This window comes from Pectinatus haikarae, from assembly GCF_015732185.1.
Taxonomy (GTDB): Bacteria; Bacillota; Negativicutes; order Selenomonadales; family Selenomonadaceae; genus Pectinatus; species Pectinatus haikarae.
Window position 1 is genome coordinate 232,968 of record NZ_WIQM01000008.1, and the last position, 17,031, is coordinate 249,998.

Here is a 17,031-nt window from a genome sequence, read left to right on the forward strand (position 1 = left end):
AATGGCCGTCTTTTGTTTTTGATAAATATAATTACAAATATTACATAGTAATTAAGAACAAATCTTGACAAAATAAATGATTTTATTTAATATAAAGCTATAAATATAGACTAAAGTTATTATCCATTCATGAAGAAAAATTTTCATTTATGAATAGATTAAAAGGAGGCTTTCCTATTTTAAAGCTGTTTTCTGATGTGGAGAAAAATAAAAATGAGTTGGAAGAAATACTTTTGCGCGTTCGTACTGATGAAATTATATACAGACAGAAAAATGAAATAGAAATTGCAAATCGATTAAAACTATTGGAAAATCAATTGAACATTGCGGTTAAAAATCTAAATGATGCTATGACGCTCAAATAAATGCAACACGGTTACATCTGCAAAATTTATGCATGAGCTTATTTTCAATAGAAATCGTAAATGATAAGAATTGAAAGAAATATTTTAGACATATATATATTAATAAAAAGGATTTTTGTGTGAATTAGAGAATAAATCCTAATAGATATTAAGATAGAATTCTTGTCTTTTAGAAAAATATCAGTGCACTTATTTTATGTGCCGACTGATTAAAATAGTATCGAATAAACAGAGATCATGTTTGTAGATCAAGCGGCGGAATTAACTGCTGCCTGATATGTTTATTCGACATTATAGCAATAAAAGGCAAGTTTTATTAAAAGGGGGACAAATTAGATGGCAGATTTTGCAAATCCGTTTCAGGGCAATGTTGATCGTAAATTAACAAAGGGAGAATTGATACAGGCAGTACGGCTGGATATTTCAGGAGAACTTGAGGCAATTTACCTTTATGATGCACATGTGCAGGCAACAGATAATGAAGTGGCTAAAAAAGTTATAGCTGATATACGTGATGAAGAAAAAGCTCATGTCGGAGAATTGATGGCGCTGCTTCGTATTCTTGACCCTGAAGAGGCTGAGCATTTTGCTTCTGGAGAAGCCGAAGTTAAAGAATTGCTCGAAGAACTGGAAAATGAAAAAAAGGAAAGTGTTTTGAAAAAAACTGATCCTGAGGCTACCGTAGGAAGTCTTATCAAATAAATAACATAATCGGTGATTCATAGATTTGTTTTAATGGTTGTAAAAATAACAGGAGGGATGTTTTGTATGGATTATTTATCTAGAGACGCAGCACCATTTACTGACGAATTTTGGGAACAAATTGATAAAACAGTTGTAAAAACAGCGGGCAATGTATTGCATGGACGCAGGTTCATTCCATTATATGGACCTTTGGGCATAGGTGTCACCAGTATTACTGTTGATGATGCTGATAAATTAGAAGAAGTTTCCAAAAATGGGTTTATGATGACCTCCGGGCGCAAATTTTTGGAAATTCCCACATTATATGAAGACTTTCTTTTATCAGCGAGAGATTTGGAAAGTGCCGCTCATGCCGGATATCCTGCTGATTTATCAAAGGCCGTTAATGCAGCGGAAGATTGTGCATTGAAAGAGGATCGGTTAGTATTTTTTGGCAATGCAGACTTTAAGATAGACGGGTTGTTTAATGTTGCCGGCTCAAATAAAATCAAAAAAAATGACTGGACTGTTGGCGAAAATGCTTTTACGGATATAGCGGCGGCGATAAATCTACTGGTTGAAAAAGGTATATACGGTGCTTATTCGCTGGCAATCAGTCCAGATCTTTATTTGCAGATGCAAAGATTGCAGCCGGGAACTGGTTTACTGGAAATAGACAGAGTGAAAAAACTTCTTGACAAGAGAATATATTCAACACCTGTACTGGGAAAGGGAAAGGCAGTTCTTGTTTGCGCGGACAGCAGAAATATGGATTTGGTGATCGGCCAGGATCTTAAAACGGCATATCTTGAACAAACAGAATTAAATCATAAATTCCGTATTCTTGAAACAATGCTGTTGAGAATAAAAAGACCTCAGGCAATAGTGATCTTTGAATAAAACGGGTAAACGGCGGTCGGCAGGCAGCCTATAATATATTATATTGGAGGTATAATTTAGAATGGAAAAGGTAGTTTTTTATCGTTGTGAAAGATGCGGAAATATAGTGGCACTTATAAATAACGGCGGTGGTACATTGTCCTGCTGCGGTCAGCCTATGACCAAGCTTGAGGCCAATACTACTGATGCGGCACAGGAAAAGCATGTACCTGCAGTTACCAAGAAAGATGATAAGATAGAAGTCGCTGTTGGTTCAGTGCTGCATCCTATGCAGGAGGAACATTATATTCAGTGGATAGCTCTTGCTACGGATTCACGTGTGCGCATCCAGTTTTTAAAGCCGGGTGAAGAACCTAAAGCCGAGTTCTGTGGGGCACAGAACGGAACAGTCTATGAATATTGCAATTTACATGGTTTATGGAAAAAAGATTTTTAAGAACTTTGTGTGAAGATGAGGGGATTCTCTGGTAGAGGATCCTCTTCTCTATATCAAGATGTGTTTATCGGTGAAGGGCTAAAATGTATGGCTGTAGCTAAGAATTAATCTGTGATTGGCCTAGTATGCTGACAATACCTATTGTTTCTTTTAGTTAGTATATATTTTTTTAAAAATTAATTACAAAAAAATACTAAAAACTATTGAAATTTTTATAACGCAGTAATATAATAATAATTAGTTGAGAATATTTTTCATGCAGAAAATATAATAATTTTAATAAGAAAAGGGAGTTGTTGGCAATGGGTCAGTTTCAGGAAGCAGTAAGCAAACGCCGTACAAATTATGCACTGGGAAAGAACGTTAATGTCTCGTCAAAGCAGATAGTTGCAGAAATAGAACAATTAGTGAAGGATGTTCCTTCAGCATTTAATATGCAGTCAGCCAGGGTTGTAGTGGCCTTTGGCAGTAATCATGATAAAATATGGCAGATCACAAAGGATATTTTGCAAAAAATTGTACCGGAAAAGAATTTTGCTGCCACTGAAGAAAAAATAAACGGTTTTGCCGCAGCATATGGCACAGTTTTATATTTTGATGAAACGCTTACTGTCGAATCGATGCAAAAGCAATACGCTGCTTATGCGGATAATTTCCCGGTATGGGCTCAGCAGGCGAATGGAATGCTGCAATTTGCTATTTGGACAGTACTCAATAATATGGGACTTGGTGTTAATCTGCAGCATTATAATCCTTTGATTGATGATCAGGTAAAGAAGCTTTTTAATGTACCGCCAAGCTGGAAATTAATTGCGCAGATGCCTTTTGGAGAACCATTGCAGGTTCCGGGACCTATCGAAAAAATAGATGTAAGTGAAAGAGTTAAAATTTTTTAATTAAATAAATCTTGTTGAATTTATATTGTGCAAGGAGGGTAAATGATGGCTATTTATGATTTCAAGGTAAAAACTAATCATGGGAAAGAAAAATCACTTGCGGATTATAAGGGAAAAGTCCTTATTATTGTCAATACGGCAAGCAAGTGCGGATTTACGCCTCAATATGAAGAATTACAGCAGGTGTACTTAAAATACAAGGATAAGGGTTTTGAAATATTGGCCTTTCCAAGTAATCAGTTTGCAGCGCAGGAGCCGGGAAATGCTGCAGAAATAGAACAATTCTGCAAGGTAAATTACGGTGTAACATTTCCTATATTTGAAAAAGGAGATGTTCGCGGAGAAACTGCACAGCCTCTTTTTAAATATTTAACAGAACAGGCAGCCTTTAAGGGATTTGATGAAGCTCATCCTAATGCTGCAAAATTGCAAAATGCCATAAACACGAATTTCCCGGAATTTATGAAGGGTGATTCTGTGAAGTGGAATTTTACGAAATTTCTTGTGGATAAAGAGGGCAATGTCGTAAAACGGGCTGAACCCACTACTACACCGAAACAAATGGAAGCAGATATCGAAAAACTATTGGGATAATTTTAACAGGCTTTTATAAGCAGGTAAATACTGTATAGGGGAAAGTGTATCAAATTAATGATCTGATATATTTTTCCCTATACAGTATTTTTTATTAAAAAAATAACGTAATAAAGGTAAAAATCAGATTATATAGAATAATATATATAAGGCTATACTATACTAAGCAGTTGCGCAAGAAAAGGGGCTTTGGCATATGAAAAATTTATATTCTATTAAAGTCAGATTGATTTTTACTATAGTTGCAGTTTCAATAGGAACAATACTTTGCGTCGGTGGTTTTTTTATTTATAATATGATCAGAAACAGTGAAAATCAAATCGCCGATTATAGGCAAACACTGGTCGAAAATGTAGATCGTGAACTTAAACTGCAGACAGAAATAGCCATGAGTCTTATTAAGGATGTGTATAGCAAGCAACAGTCAGGTATGATCACAGAGGCACAGGCGAAAGTACAGGCGGCCTCTTTGGTAAGGCAATTGCGGTATGATGATGGCAGAGGATATTTTTGGATAGATACATATGATGGAGTAAACGTTGTCCTCATGGGAAGAGATATAGAGGGCCAATCACGTATTGACTCAGTTGATCCCAACGGAAAATATTATATAAAAGAAATAATAGAGAATGGCCGTAAAGCCGATGGAGGGTATACAGATCTTATGTTTGCAAAACCGAATGAAACGATACCTTTGCCAAAACGCAATTATTCTATTGCCTTTGACCCATATAAATGGGTCTTGGGAACAGGAGGCTGGATTGATTATATTGATGCCAGGGTAGCTCAAAAAGAAGCAGCTGAAAAACAAATCCTTCAGGACAGTATCATCAGAATTGTAATATATATGGCAGTATTGCAAATAATACTGATTGGCATAGCTATATATGTGGGGAAAATACTGGCTGATCCGATAGAATTTGTTACTGAAAAGATGAATATTTTGGCAACAGGAGATTTCAGCTCAACCGTTGAAGGAAAAATATTGGAACGCAAGGATGAAATAGGAATAATGGGGCGTTCTCTGCAATCTTTGCATAATAATGTTAAGACGTTATTGAAAAAAATCGCTGAATCTGCTGAATATTTGGCAGCATCCGCGCAAGAGTTGACGTCAAGCGCCGAACAATCGGCTACGGCAAGCAATCAAGTTGCCGATTCGATGGTAAATGTGGCACATTTGTGCAATGATCAATTTTCTGCAGTAGATGGTGCGGGAAAAAATACGAGTGATCTTTCCAGTCATATGCAGAATTTTATGAGTGCGATAGAAGAATCGGGACAGAAGATAAAACTGGCAAGCGAAGCTGCCGGGAGAGGAAATAAGGAAGTATCGGCAGCTGTTTCAAAAATGGAAGATATGGAGAGGTCTGTCAGCAAATCCGCTGAGGTTATAGGCGGATTAGGTAAAAGGTCAGAGAAAATAGGTGCTATTGTCGATACAATAGGCAGCATAGCGGGACAGACCAATCTGCTGGCATTGAATGCTGCCATAGAAGCAGCCAGAGCGGGAGAACACGGTAAGGGGTTTGCTGTTGTTGCCGAAGAGGTCAGAAAGTTGGCTGAACAATCGCAAATGGCTGCCAGCGAAATTGCAGAATTGATAAGTTCTATACAGAATGAAACGCAGAATGCGGTTACTGTTATGCAAACAGGTGTAGATCAAGTGAAGGAGGGGTCATCGGTAGTTGATAATGCAGGAAATACATTTGGTGATATCGTGGGCATGGTGGAACAGATAGCTGAACGGTCAGAAAGTATGGAACAGATAGTCGGCAGCCTGGCAAAAGGGACAGAAGACATAGCTGCGACCGTGGAAAAAATCGACAGTATGAGCCGCAGTGTATCCGCTGAAGCTGAAACGGTTTCTGCCGCCACAGAGGAGCAGACTGCTTCGATGAATGAAATTGCTGATGCCAGCCGTACGCTGGCTCAGATGGCACAGGAACTGCAGGGAGCTGTCAGTTCGTTTAAAATATAATGGCCTTTGAACAGAAAGGCAGCAGTATCAAGAGGCATGAGTGACAGGCAGGATAAGGTGTAATTGCATCAGTATGAGTATCATGGGCACAAAGAAAACGGATTTTCGTGTGAGAAATGATATTATTTTGGGCTGGTTTTGCTGAAAGTGGCTTCTGCCAATTTAAGGCAGGAGCCACTTTTTATTGCAATATTGTTTTTTCACCTGATATTGTTTGCAATACAGCGTGGACATTTTCGATATGGAATATTTCGAATATGCCATCGCCGACAGAGTATAAATTACCAAGTGAAGGCATAGTTTGTAGGGCTTCTTTCTGGGAATCTTCTGTGGTGCAGAAAACAGCTGTACCATTAATACGCAGAAGATTATAGTCTATGTCGACACAGCATATTTCTAAATTAGGATTGAGCACCAGCTGTTTGTACATGTCATTTTGGTTGGAAGTGCAGAAGGTCAGCTTGCCATTGTACTCCATGACAAACCCCAAAGGTCTTATGTGAGGGATATTGTCGCAGGTTGTTGCCAGATAAAAAATCTTGTTAGTCTTCAGGAATTTTAAGATGTCTTTCATAAAGCGCCTCCTAGCAGGATTACAATAAATTAGATGGTCAGGCATTGTTTGATAGTAGTCATTGTTTCTTCATATATAATTGATAAGAACTGCCCCAATCGTATATGGCTTGAATTATGGGCTTCATGGATAAACCAAGTTCTGTAAGTTCATATTCAACATGCGGAGGTACTTCAGGAAAAACGGTTCGTTTTATGATTTGGTCCTGTTCTAATTCACGCAGTTGCAGTGTCAGCGATCTGTGAGTTATTGTTTTAAGCAGACGCCGCAGTTCGGTGAAACGTTTTTTTCCGCTTAAAAGTCGATAAAGAATAAGCCCTTTCCATTTGCCGCTGACAATATTCAAAGTAGTTTCTACAGGGCATGGTTCATAGACACACATAGAAGTATCTTGGGTATCGTTCATTCTAAAGCCCCCTTTTGAAAAGAAAAGATTTATTGAAGATAAGATAAGTATACTAGTTGAAGGAAGCCAATAGCAAGTATAAAAAATATACTTTGGTAAAGTTTTATATATTATCTATAAAAATTTTGCGTACTTCCGATTATTTGCTGCATTTGATATACTTTTGATGAGGCTGAAGGATAGGTTTTGCTATGCTATTAAGACGGCTGAGGAAAGAAGGTAGTTGTGATGCAATTTTGTGACAGACAGTTTATTTTAGACACATTTAATTTTCGCCATGCTTGCAAGCATTTTGACAAGGGAAGAAAGGTTTCGGGAGAGGATTTTGCTGTAATCTTAGAAGCGGGAAGATTATCGCCTAGCTCCTTTGGTTTTGAACCATGGTCATTTCTTGTAGTTGAGAACAGACAGCTTAAGGATAAGCTGTGGAATGCGGCATGGGGTGCACAGAACAGTTTCAAGGGGGCAAGTCATTTTGTTATTTTACTGGCAAGAAAAAAAATAGATACAGTCTATGATGCTGCTTATATAAAAGACATCATGAAAAACGTGCAGAATTTACCGGAAGCTGTAATTGAGCAAAGATTGAGTGCTTTTGAAAATTTTCAGAGAAAAGATTTTAATTTGCTCGAGAGTGAAAGAGCAATTTTTGACTGGGCGTCCAAGCAGACATATATAGCATTGGCTGATATGCTGACTGCTGCGGCAGCATTGGGGATAGATTCGTGTCCTATTGAGGGGTTTGATCAAAAAGAAGTAGATCAAATATTATCGGCTGAGGGTGTAATGGACAAAGCTCATTTTGGAGTGTCTGTAATGGCAGGATTCGGTTATAGGATGGCAGAACCGCATTCTAAGACACGCAGAAAAACAGAAGATGTGGTGAAGTGGATAGAATAAAGAATATATAATAGAAAGTGTCCTTTAATCTGCAAAAAGCTGTAGAATTCCCCTTTATAAGACAATGTCTGATAATTGTCTTATAAAGGGGAATTTTATTTTACTCAAGGTTTACATAAATGTAACGATAAAAATATTATTTGATGTTATACTTCATTCATACACGAGGAGGTTAAAATAAGCATGAAAAAAAATATTCTCAAAGCAGTAGCTGCGGCACTGATGACTGCGTCGTTATTGACGGGATGTGGGAACGATAATGCGGGATCAGAACAATCTGCTCAGGGAGATAAGGTAAAAATAGAATACTGGCATGTAAATGCAGAGACACAGGGTGGGAAAACTGTACAGGAACTTGTTGATAAATTTAATGCGCAAAGCAAGGATGTGGAAGTTGTCGCCCGATACAACCCTGATATGTATAAAGGGCTTATGCAAAATTTGCAGGCTGAAGCGGCCGCAGGAAAATCGCCGGCTGTAGTACAGGTCGGATGGGCATTTTTAGATTACTTTTCAAATAATTTTACATACAGTGCGCCGCAAAAGATCATTGACAAAGATTTTTCGGATGATAAGAATTTTTTGCAGGACAATTTTTTACCCAATGTTTTGGATTTGGCAAAAAATAGTAAGGGTGATCAGGTCGGTATTCCCTATTCTCTCAGTACACCGGTGTTATATATTAACAGGGACTTGCTCCGGCAGGCGGGGCTTGATGAGAATGGACCGAAAACTTGGGAAGAGTTAATAAAATTTTCTGATACAGTAAAAAAACAAACAGGAAAATATGGGTTTTATATGCAGGAACCGGCAGATAACTGGGCACAGCAGGCTCTCCTAGAAAGCAACGGTGCCAGAATGATAACTGACGGTAAAGCAAGTTTTGCGTCCGAAGATGGAATAAAAGCATATCAGGCATATGCGGACATGGTAATTAAAACAAAATCTGCATTGCATATTTCTTGGGATCAGGGAGTACAGGCATTTGTCAACGGTGATGTGGCGATGCTATACACTACTATTGCTCAAAGAGCCAATGTTCAAAAAGGGGCAAAGTTTGACGTGGCCGCAGTCAGTTCACCGGCATGGGAAGGCAAACCCAAAAAGTTGCCGGCTGGAGGATGTTTTCTGGCCATAACGGCACAGGATGAAAAACAGCAGAAAGCGGCTTGGGAATTTGTAAAATATCTCTACAGTGTCGAGTCTATGGCAGCATGGACAAAGGGAACAGGGTATGTGCCTCCGCGTAAAGATGTGGCAGATGCAGAGAACGGACTTAAGAGTTTTCTAGAGGAAAATAAAATGATGAAAGCCGCAACTTCACAGATGGATAGTGTAGTTCCCTGGGCATCTTTCCCGGGAGATGCAGGCCTTCAGGCCGAACAGCTTCTTCTTGATACCAGAGATAAAATTCTCAGCGGCAGTATATCTGCCCGTGAAGCATTGACTCAGACGCAGGAGCAGATCAATAATCTGTTAAAATGATGAGACAGTGCACGTATTTATAAAAAAAGATTACGGTAAAAACGGTATGGCTTAGAAAATTTATCTAAGACTATCGTTTTTTACTGTTTTAAGCTTCAATGGAAATTAAAGGAAAACAAAAGTGTGCGTGTAATGAAAAATAAAAAAAATCTTATAACACAAAATACAATGATAGCTTATATGCTCATACTGCCTGCCCTTTTGGTATTTGCTATATTTATGTTTTATCCGCTTTTTTATACGGCATATTTGAGTTTTTTTGATTGGAATATGATAAAACCGCTAAAAGTATTTGTCGGGCTGGATAACTATAAAGCGTTATTCAGTGATCCTCTGATGCCTTTAGTAATAAAAAATACGGTAGTGTATATTTTGATTTTACTTATATTAAATTGTGCAGCGCCATATATATTGGCATTTATTTTATCCTTTGTAGTAAAGAAGGGCCGCGGTTTTTATAAAGGTGCGTTTTTTTTGCCCAGTGTCATTTCTCTGGTAGTCGGTTCAATATTATATTTATGGATATTAAATCCTGTATCTGGACCGGCGGCTGTAGCCGCAGAATTTATGGGGATAAATATTCCCATATGGAGCAAGACTCAAGGTTTGGTTATTGTTGTGCTTAGTATAATAACTACGTGGAAGATTTTTGGCTACAATTTCATTGTTATATTCGGCGGAGTTACTGGCGTGCCTCAGGAGATTATAGAAGCAGCAAAAATAGATAATATTCCCTTGTATAAAATATTTTTTGATATAGTATTGCCGATGAGCAGTGCCACCGGTGTATATATTTTTATAATGACGATCGTCCAGGGTCTTCAATATGTGTTCACACCTATAAAAGTAGTTACTCAAGGCGGTCCGGACAATGCAAGTTCCAATGTTATATATGATATTTATCAGGAAGGATTTTTATTATACCATACCGGATATGCTTCTGCGATGTCCATTGCCGCAATGGTTCTATTTGTAATTTTATTGGTCATTGAATTCCGATATGTGGAAAAGGGGATCTATTATGAAAATTGACAGCAGCCTGAAATGGCATGTGCTGCTCTGTATTGCTTTATTTGTTTCCCTGATGCCAATTGTTTTTGCAATTTCTACATCCTTTAAGGAGCTCAGTGAGGCTTATGGAAATGTTTTGGGACTTATACCGCATAATCCGACAATGGCAAACTATTTGCGTATCTTTCAGGAATTGCCGCTGAATCAGATAACGCTGAACACTGTTATCGTGGCTTTTGCTGTGACAGTATTTAAAATCGTTACAAGTGTTATGGCGGCTTATGCTTTTGTCTATTTTAATTTTAAAGGTAAAAACTTATTGTACATCATATTGATAAGTACTATATTTATTCCTTTTACCATGACTATGATACCAAATTATCTTATTATTTCACAGATCGGTCTGAGAAATAATATAATTGGTGTAATTCTGCCGCAATTAAGTGATGCTACGGGTATATTCCTTATCCGACAGGCAATGAGAAGTATCCCGCTGTCCTTTATAGAGGCTGCCAGATTGGAACAAGCGGGAATTTTTCATATAATGTTCGGCATTGTCCTACCGCTGGCAAAACCGGCCGTTATTTCCACTGGTATAATGTTTTTTATAAATTCGTGGAATGAATATGTGTGGCCGGTGCTGATACTAAAAGATACTGCAAATTATACACTGCCGCTTGCACTGCAGCTGTTTATCAGCTCCGAAGGAGGCACAGATTTTTGTGTGGCAATGGCGGTTTCGGTCGTTACGATGATCATACCTTTGGGTTTATATCTCATTTTTCAAAAATATATTATTAGTACGTTCACTTCTTCAGGTGTGAAGGGGTGATGAGAAAGGAAAGTAGTTATGAAGGAAATAGTATTTGAAAATGTATGCAAAAAATACGGAAAAAATACAATAATAGAGAATCTTAATTTTACTGTTCATAGTGGTGAACGATTGATTCTTTTAGGTGCTTCAGGCTGCGGCAAATCAACAACATTAAGAATGATTGCGGGATTGGAGGATATCACATCCGGTAATTTATATATGAATGGGCAGCGTGTAAATGATATAGTCAGCGGAAAACGCAATTTGAGCATGGTGTTTCAAAATTATGCACTTTATCCGCACATGACAGTGACAGAAAATATAATTTACGGGCTAAAAATTCAAAAACTGCCGCAGGCGGAAATACATGCCAGACTCACGGCAGCCTTGGGAAAATTGGAATTGGACGGATTGGAAAACAGAAAACCAAAGGATTTATCAGGCGGTCAGCGTCAGCGAGTGGCTCTGGCAAGAGCTGTCGTAAAACGCAGTGAACTGCTTTTGCTGGATGAACCGCTGTCAAATCTTGATGCACAGCTTAGAGTACATGCGAGGAAAGAATTGGTAAAAATTCATCAGGCATATAAACAAACTTTTGTATATGTAACGCATGATCAGGTGGAAGCGATGACGATCGGTGATCGTGTAGCAATTCTGGACAAAGGACGCCTGCAGGTGATAGATACACCTAATAATGTTTACAACAGACCGGCAAATATTTTTACGGCAAAATTTATAGGTTCACCTGGCATGAATATTTTTAAAGGTTCGTATTCAGATCACTTCTTACAGTTGGGAAAGCAAAGCATAAAGCTGTCTGAAGCTTGGAGCGCCTATATAGGTGAAAAAAATTGCCGTGAATTTTATTTCGGCATCAGACCGGAACATATTTTGCTGTACAGAGAAAAACACAGAGATACTTTTGCCGGCGTGGTCAAATATGTAGAGGAATATGGCAGCCGCCGCGGAATTTATTTTGAAACGGAAGGCAGCGAAGTCGTGGCGGTCACTGAAGCATCAGATTTTAAACCGGGCAGCAATATATATTTTGCGGCAGATAGTGATAAACTGCATATCTTTGACAGCAAAAATAAAAAAAATATAGGCTATCCAGAGGTGTATCATGGCAATATATATCAGTACCAATCTGTATGAACCGCAGCAGCTGCAGAATATATTTGCGCTCTTGAAAAAGATGTCGCTGCCGATAGGCATAGAACTCTTTCCAGAATGGCAGAGTGAAATATTCTGCAAGATGCTGAATATGTATTATGATGAATTTAAAAAGCATCCGATAACTCTGCATGGGCCTTATTATGGGACAGAACACAGCCGGGCTGAGGGAACGGAGGAATATGCAAGAGCGATGGTATACTTCAAAAAGACATTTGAACTTTCTCGGGAACTTAAGGCCCGGCATATTGTCTACCATCACAACAACTGCAGAATAGATATAGGCCAAAAACAGGAATTAATCACTGTAAGTGAGAAAAATCTGGCAAAATTGCGGCGAGAGGCGGTAAAATTCAAAGCGAAAATAGTCGTAGAAAATGCCGGCATATTGGCTCATAAAAACATGTTATTCGATCAGGATGAATTTATTGAAATGGCTGAAAGGGTACCGGAGAAAATATTGCTTGATATCGGGCATGCTCATGCCAACGGCTGGAATATAAAATATATTATAGAGAGATTGGCAGATAAGATTATTGCCTATCATGTGCATAATAATGACGGATATGAAGATAAGCATGACAGAATATTTCATGGAACACTTGATTTTGCGGATTTTATAAACTGCTATAAGAAATATACACCAAATGCTGATATTGTTGTTGAATATGGTAAACAATGCGCGATGGATTCTGAAGGAATAGCAGAAGACATAGACTATATTAAAAAAAATATAACTGCGGCAGCAAGTAAATAAGGCTGTACAATATTATTTAAGAATCAGAAACATATAATGAAAGCAGACGGGCACCCTAATACATTGGTGAGTCCGTCTGTTTTTTTACGAAGTGTGCTTGTTGACAAATTAACATAGAGGTTATATACTAAATTTAGTAATAAAAAGTAATTAGATAATAACAAGTAATTAAAAATTAAAGGGGGATTTTTGTATGGCATATGCAACAACCAATCCGTATACGGGTGAAGTGGTCAAATCTTTTCCGACGGCGAAAGATGATGAGGTCAAAGCGGCTATAGGGCTAGCTGATGATGCGTTTAAAGGCTGGAAAAACACCAGTTATGAAGAAAGAGCTGCTGTTTTATTGAAGGCAGCTGAAATTCTACGAAAAAGGCATACTGAATATGCAAAAATTCTCACACTCGAAATGGGAAAATTAATTGCAGAGGCAGAAGCAGAAGTTGAATTGAGCGCTAAAATTTTGGAATATTATGCTAAAAATGGAGCCGCTCAGCTTCAGCCACGCAGTATACCTGTCGAAGGGCTGCCGGCAGATGCTGCAAAACTTGTATATCAACCATTGGGTGTACTTTATATAGTAGAACCTTGGAATTTCCCGTATTATCAGATAGTGCGGATATCGGCACCGCAGCTGATGGCGGGGAATACTCTGCTGTTGAAACATGCGTCTAATGTGCCGCAGGCGGCGGCTACTTTTGAAAAATTATTTATAGAAGCTGGTTTGCCTAAAGGGGCTTTTATAAATCTATATGCTGCACATAATCATAGTGAATTGATCCTATCTGATCCGCGGGTGCGTGGAGTGGCATTGACTGGAAGTGAACCTGCCGGTGCGGCTGTAGCTTCAACTGCTGCCAAATATTTGAAAAAGAGTACTCTTGAGCTGGGCGGTTCAGATGCTTTTATTGTTCTGGATGATGCCGATATCGATAAAGCTGCAAAATGGGCGGTGTTCGGACGTCATTGGAATGCGGGGCAAGTGTGCGTTTCTTCGAAAAGAATTATATTAGTCGATTCAATTTATGATGAATTTATGGAAAAATACAGAGCAGGAGTTGCGGCTCTTAAAGCGGGAGATCCGCTTGATCCGTCAACCACGCTTGCACCTTTGTCTTCTTTTGAAGCTTTGGAGCTTTTGAAGAAACAAGTGAGCACGGCTGTTGCCGGAGGCGCCAAGGCAACTGTGGCAGGTCAGCCGGTTCCTGAAAAAGGTGCTTTTTATCAACCTACTATTTTAGAAGATATTGCTCCGAAAAATCCGGCTTATTATACGGAAATGTTTGGGCCTGTGAGCCAGATTTATCGTGTGGCTGATGAAGCCGCTGCTGTTAAGATGGCAAACGATTCTCCGTTTGGTCTTGGCGGATCAGTGTTTACAAAAGATCCTGTACGTGCTCAGCGTGTGGCTAAGCAAATCGATACCGGCATGATGTATATAAATCATCCCACTAGTGTCAGAGCCGATATACCTTTCGGCGGTGTGAAAAATTCCGGTTATGGACATGAATTGATCGATCTGGGCATTCATGAATTCGTTAATATCAAAGTGATTGTGGATATGCCGATTGACGGAGATTTTTGATAAATACATCTTCGGAATGAATAATCTATAAAAAACAGTGAGCATGGAAAATTTTCCTTTCTTTACCTTAAGATCGGATATCTTTCATGCTCACTGTTTTTTGTATTTATTTGTTTTTCATTTCAAAAAAGGTTTTGTATTCAAAAGAAAATTACCTATATTGGCAGCTGTGCCTATCTCCCCTTTTTCTATATGATCAAGAATGGACAGATGAAGTCCGGTGGACGCAGGATGACTGACATAAAACAGAATGAATAATGACAAAGTATCTTTTGTATTAATCAGATTTCTTGCGATTATACAGGAAACTTGACTGGCAACAATTACAATTAATTATGAATAATACAAAAAATATTGACAAAATTTTCAGCATTCATATATAATGATATGGGTGATAATGAATATTGTTATCATATAAAATTTATTGTATATGGAGGAATATAGTTTTGAAAAGGTGCTTTAGACAGATTGGTCCATATGTTATGGCCTTTTTTTTTGCAGCTTCTCCCACGGTTTTTGCAGCGGATAACACTGACGATGCAAAAACGGAGGAAGACGACAGCCAAACTTTTGTTTTCGATGAAGTTGTGGTAACTGCACCGAAAATGAAGGAACCATTAAAAGTAGAAACAGATCCGAGACATCCGCGTCAGCCGGTGCCAGCTGCCGATGGGGCCGGTTATTTGAAAAATATTCCGGGATTTTCGATGGTGAGAAAAGGGGGGACAGGTGGTGATCCTATCTTTCGAGGCTTAGGAGGCAGCCGGCTGAATATAGTGATGAACGGAGGTTATATTTTAGGCGGCTGTCCGAGTAGAATGGATCCTACTACTACCTATGTTTTTCCTGAAACCTTCAGTAAAATAACTGTATTGAAAGGTCCGGAAAGTGTAGAATACGGCAGCAGCATAGCAGGTTCAATAATGTTCGAAAGGGATACAGAGCCTTTTACAAAACCGGGAACAAGACTTAATACAAGCCTTCTTTTTGGCAGTGATAATCGAAGAGATCAATTGCTGGATGTTACGCAAGGTGATGAAAAGGGCTATGTACGTATAATCAGGACGAGAAATAAGGCAGGCGATTATAAAGATGGCAATGGCAATTATATTCATTCTGCATATAAGAGGGACAGTACAACAGGAATAATAGGCTTCACACCGGATAAAGATACGTTGCTGGAATTTTCTATTGATACAAGTTCGGGAAGGGCTGCCTACGCAGATCGCAATGTTGACGGAACACAATTTGACAGAGACAGTTATAATTTGCGGTTTGAGAAAAGAAATATTGGCAGTGTTCTGCAAAATATAAAGGTCAATGCTTCCAGAAGCACAATTGATCACATTATGGATAATTATACGCTGCGTCCTTTAAAAGCCGGCACTATGGCAAGTTCAATGGAAGTGAAAAGGACCACTACGAGCGGAAGAATATCATTTGATCTGGCGTTGGCGAAAAATTCTTCAGCTGTTTTAGGTATGGATTATCAAAAGAATGAACATTCAGGAAATATGATTATGGGTGTGAAAGATTATTCCGCCAAACCATTGTCACCGGATATGACATTTACAAATTATGGAATTTTTGCTGATTATAAAACTTATATTGATGATAACAGCCGGATACTGAGCGGTATACGTTTTGATGATCTGGCTGTTAAGTATGCAAAATATCCGGGAAGAGAAGATCATGACAGGACATATGCAGCTTTTCTTCGATATGAGCATGATTCTGTGCGCATGCCGGTGACGTCATATGTAGGGATAGGTCATGCGGAACGTCCGGCAGATTGGTGGGAACGGAGAAAAACAGGAGGGATGTCGGCATCGCCAGAAAAAAACACTCAGCTGGATACAGGCTGGCTTTATCATAAAGGAAAAATAAATGCAAATGTATCACTTTTTTATTCAAATGTAGATGATTTTATTTTAGTGACAAATGAAGGAAATGCAGTAAAGAATATTGATGCAGTATTATACGGCGGAGAGGCCGATTATACATATAAGTTATCTGAAAGATGGACGGCAGGTGCTGCGCTGGCATATACACAAGGGCGCAATAAAACGAATGACAGACCTCTTCCCCAAATTGCACCTTTTGAAGCGACATTCAGCCTTAAATCAAATATTGATGATAAATGGGAAGCAGGAATACTATGGCGGCTGGTAGCTGCACAGAAACAGTATTCTGTGGGAGAAGGAAATGAAATTGGTACAGATATAGGCCCTTCCGGTGGTTTTGGAATTTTGTCTTTGAACGCTTCTTATAAACCAAATAAAAATTGGACTATAGCTGCGGGTGTGGACAACCTGCTCAATAAAAATTATGCGGAATTTGTGAGCCGCGGCGGTGTGGATATATCTACACTTGATATGCCTGCTACTGTACGGGTCAATGAACCGGGAAGAAGTTTCTGGTTAAAGGTAAATTACAATTTTTAGTTAATAATACAGTCGGCCGGTTTAAC

General features: G+C 38.7%; 18 protein-coding genes. 15 read left to right on the top strand and 3 right to left on the bottom strand.

Going from position 1 to position 17,031, the window contains the following annotated elements:
* Positions 1 to 149 precede the first annotated feature (149 nt).
* From I6758_RS05325 to I6758_RS05355, 7 genes are all read left to right on the top strand, one after another.
* Entirely contained in the window at positions 150 to 365 is a 216-nt protein-coding gene (locus I6758_RS05325) for a hypothetical protein (protein ID WP_196604163.1), read from the top strand.
* Positions 366 to 701: 336 nt separating this feature from the next.
* Positions 702 to 1,067: a demethoxyubiquinone hydroxylase family protein gene (locus I6758_RS05330; RefSeq protein ID WP_196604164.1), complete on the top strand. Its 366-nt coding sequence runs from the start codon at positions 702 to 704 to the stop codon at positions 1,065 to 1,067.
* Positions 1,068 to 1,133: 66 nt separating this feature from the next.
* Positions 1,134 to 1,949, top strand: a complete 816-nt coding sequence (locus I6758_RS05335; RefSeq protein ID WP_196604165.1) for a family 1 encapsulin nanocompartment shell protein — start codon at positions 1,134 to 1,136, stop codon at positions 1,947 to 1,949.
* Between the two features lie 61 nt (positions 1,950 to 2,010).
* Positions 2,011 to 2,385: a desulfoferrodoxin gene (locus I6758_RS05340; RefSeq protein WP_196604166.1), complete on the top strand. Its 375-nt coding sequence runs from the start codon at positions 2,011 to 2,013 to the stop codon at positions 2,383 to 2,385.
* A 302-nt stretch (positions 2,386 to 2,687) separates the two neighbouring features.
* The gene (locus I6758_RS05345; RefSeq protein WP_196604167.1) at positions 2,688 to 3,281 is read left to right on the top strand and encodes a nitroreductase family protein; all 594 of its coding nucleotides are present in this window, start codon (positions 2,688 to 2,690) and stop codon (positions 3,279 to 3,281) included.
* Positions 3,282 to 3,326: 45 nt separating this feature from the next.
* On the top strand, positions 3,327 to 3,875 hold the full coding sequence (locus I6758_RS05350) for a glutathione peroxidase (RefSeq protein WP_196604168.1): 549 nt from the start codon (positions 3,327 to 3,329) through the stop codon (positions 3,873 to 3,875).
* 196 nt (positions 3,876 to 4,071) lie between these two features.
* Complete coding sequence (locus I6758_RS05355; protein ID WP_196604169.1) at positions 4,072 to 5,856, top strand: methyl-accepting chemotaxis protein; 1,785 nt, start codon at positions 4,072 to 4,074, stop codon at positions 5,854 to 5,856.
* Positions 5,857 to 6,037: 181 nt separating this feature from the next.
* Here the strand turns inward: I6758_RS05355 and I6758_RS05360 are convergent, their stop codons facing one another.
* Positions 6,038 to 6,430, bottom strand: coding sequence for a pyridoxamine 5'-phosphate oxidase family protein (locus I6758_RS05360; protein ID WP_196604170.1), 393 nt, complete (start codon positions 6,428 to 6,430; stop codon positions 6,038 to 6,040).
* Between the two features lie 58 nt (positions 6,431 to 6,488).
* Complete coding sequence (locus I6758_RS05365; protein ID WP_307223375.1) at positions 6,489 to 6,836, bottom strand: winged helix-turn-helix transcriptional regulator; 348 nt, start codon at positions 6,834 to 6,836, stop codon at positions 6,489 to 6,491.
* Between the two features lie 228 nt (positions 6,837 to 7,064).
* Here I6758_RS05365 and I6758_RS05370 point away from each other — a divergent pair, with 228 nt between their 5' ends.
* From I6758_RS05370 to I6758_RS05400, 7 genes are all read left to right on the top strand, one after another.
* Entirely contained in the window at positions 7,065 to 7,736 is a 672-nt protein-coding gene (locus I6758_RS05370; RefSeq protein WP_196604481.1) for an NAD(P)H-dependent oxidoreductase, read from the top strand.
* Between the two features lie 183 nt (positions 7,737 to 7,919).
* Positions 7,920 to 9,221 (top strand): ABC transporter substrate-binding protein, encoded by a 1,302-nt coding sequence (locus I6758_RS05375; protein ID WP_231038528.1) that lies wholly within the window; start codon positions 7,920 to 7,922, stop codon positions 9,219 to 9,221.
* A gap of 132 nt (positions 9,222 to 9,353) precedes the next feature.
* Positions 9,354 to 10,253 (top strand): carbohydrate ABC transporter permease, encoded by a 900-nt coding sequence (locus I6758_RS05380; RefSeq protein ID WP_196604171.1) that lies wholly within the window; start codon positions 9,354 to 9,356, stop codon positions 10,251 to 10,253.
* Positions 10,243 to 11,064, top strand: coding sequence for a carbohydrate ABC transporter permease (locus I6758_RS05385; RefSeq protein ID WP_196604172.1), 822 nt, complete (start codon positions 10,243 to 10,245; stop codon positions 11,062 to 11,064). Before I6758_RS05380 ends, I6758_RS05385 begins: the two co-directional genes overlap by 11 nt.
* Positions 11,065 to 11,082: 18 nt before the next feature.
* On the top strand, positions 11,083 to 12,201 hold the full coding sequence (locus tag I6758_RS05390; protein WP_196604173.1) for an ABC transporter ATP-binding protein: 1,119 nt from the start codon (positions 11,083 to 11,085) through the stop codon (positions 12,199 to 12,201).
* Positions 12,170 to 12,976: a sugar phosphate isomerase/epimerase family protein gene (locus I6758_RS05395; protein WP_196604174.1), complete on the top strand. Its 807-nt coding sequence runs from the start codon at positions 12,170 to 12,172 to the stop codon at positions 12,974 to 12,976. Before I6758_RS05390 ends, I6758_RS05395 begins: the two co-directional genes overlap by 32 nt.
* 193 nt (positions 12,977 to 13,169) lie before the next feature.
* A complete protein-coding gene (locus I6758_RS05400) occupies positions 13,170 to 14,561 on the top strand; it encodes an NAD-dependent succinate-semialdehyde dehydrogenase (protein ID WP_196604175.1) in 1,392 nt (463 codons plus the stop codon).
* A 117-nt stretch (positions 14,562 to 14,678) separates the two neighbouring features.
* Here the strand turns inward: I6758_RS05400 and I6758_RS05405 are convergent, their stop codons facing one another.
* A complete protein-coding gene (locus I6758_RS05405; RefSeq protein WP_196604176.1) occupies positions 14,679 to 14,825 on the bottom strand; it encodes a hypothetical protein in 147 nt (48 codons plus the stop codon).
* A gap of 182 nt (positions 14,826 to 15,007) precedes the next feature.
* On the opposite strand from I6758_RS05405, the gene I6758_RS05410 reads away from it, so the two are divergent.
* A complete protein-coding gene (locus I6758_RS05410) occupies positions 15,008 to 17,005 on the top strand; it encodes a TonB-dependent copper receptor (RefSeq protein WP_196604177.1) in 1,998 nt (665 codons plus the stop codon).
* Positions 17,006 to 17,031 lie beyond the last annotated feature (26 nt).

Coding starts and splice junctions, on each gene's coding strand:
- I6758_RS05365 (WP_307223375.1), bottom strand. CDS start 6,836: ATGAACGATACCCAAGATACTTCTATGTGTGTCTATGAACCATGCCCT.
- I6758_RS05400 (WP_196604175.1), top strand. CDS start 13,170: ATGGCATATGCAACAACCAATCCGTATACGGGTGAAGTGGTCAAATCT.
- I6758_RS05330 (WP_196604164.1), top strand. CDS start 702: ATGGCAGATTTTGCAAATCCGTTTCAGGGCAATGTTGATCGTAAATTA.
- I6758_RS05380 (WP_196604171.1), top strand. CDS start 9,354: ATGAAAAATAAAAAAAATCTTATAACACAAAATACAATGATAGCTTAT.
- I6758_RS05375 (WP_231038528.1), top strand. CDS start 7,920: ATGAAAAAAAATATTCTCAAAGCAGTAGCTGCGGCACTGATGACTGCG.
- I6758_RS05395 (WP_196604174.1), top strand. CDS start 12,170: ATGGCAATATATATCAGTACCAATCTGTATGAACCGCAGCAGCTGCAG.
- I6758_RS05325 (WP_196604163.1), top strand. CDS start 150: ATGAATAGATTAAAAGGAGGCTTTCCTATTTTAAAGCTGTTTTCTGAT.
- I6758_RS05345 (WP_196604167.1), top strand. CDS start 2,688: ATGGGTCAGTTTCAGGAAGCAGTAAGCAAACGCCGTACAAATTATGCA.
- I6758_RS05385 (WP_196604172.1), top strand. CDS start 10,243: ATGAAAATTGACAGCAGCCTGAAATGGCATGTGCTGCTCTGTATTGCT.
- I6758_RS05370 (WP_196604481.1), top strand. CDS start 7,065: ATGCAATTTTGTGACAGACAGTTTATTTTAGACACATTTAATTTTCGC.
- I6758_RS05390 (WP_196604173.1), top strand. CDS start 11,083: ATGAAGGAAATAGTATTTGAAAATGTATGCAAAAAATACGGAAAAAAT.
- I6758_RS05335 (WP_196604165.1), top strand. CDS start 1,134: ATGGATTATTTATCTAGAGACGCAGCACCATTTACTGACGAATTTTGG.
- I6758_RS05360 (WP_196604170.1), bottom strand. CDS start 6,430: ATGAAAGACATCTTAAAATTCCTGAAGACTAACAAGATTTTTTATCTG.
- I6758_RS05350 (WP_196604168.1), top strand. CDS start 3,327: ATGGCTATTTATGATTTCAAGGTAAAAACTAATCATGGGAAAGAAAAA.
- I6758_RS05340 (WP_196604166.1), top strand. CDS start 2,011: ATGGAAAAGGTAGTTTTTTATCGTTGTGAAAGATGCGGAAATATAGTG.
- I6758_RS05355 (WP_196604169.1), top strand. CDS start 4,072: ATGAAAAATTTATATTCTATTAAAGTCAGATTGATTTTTACTATAGTT.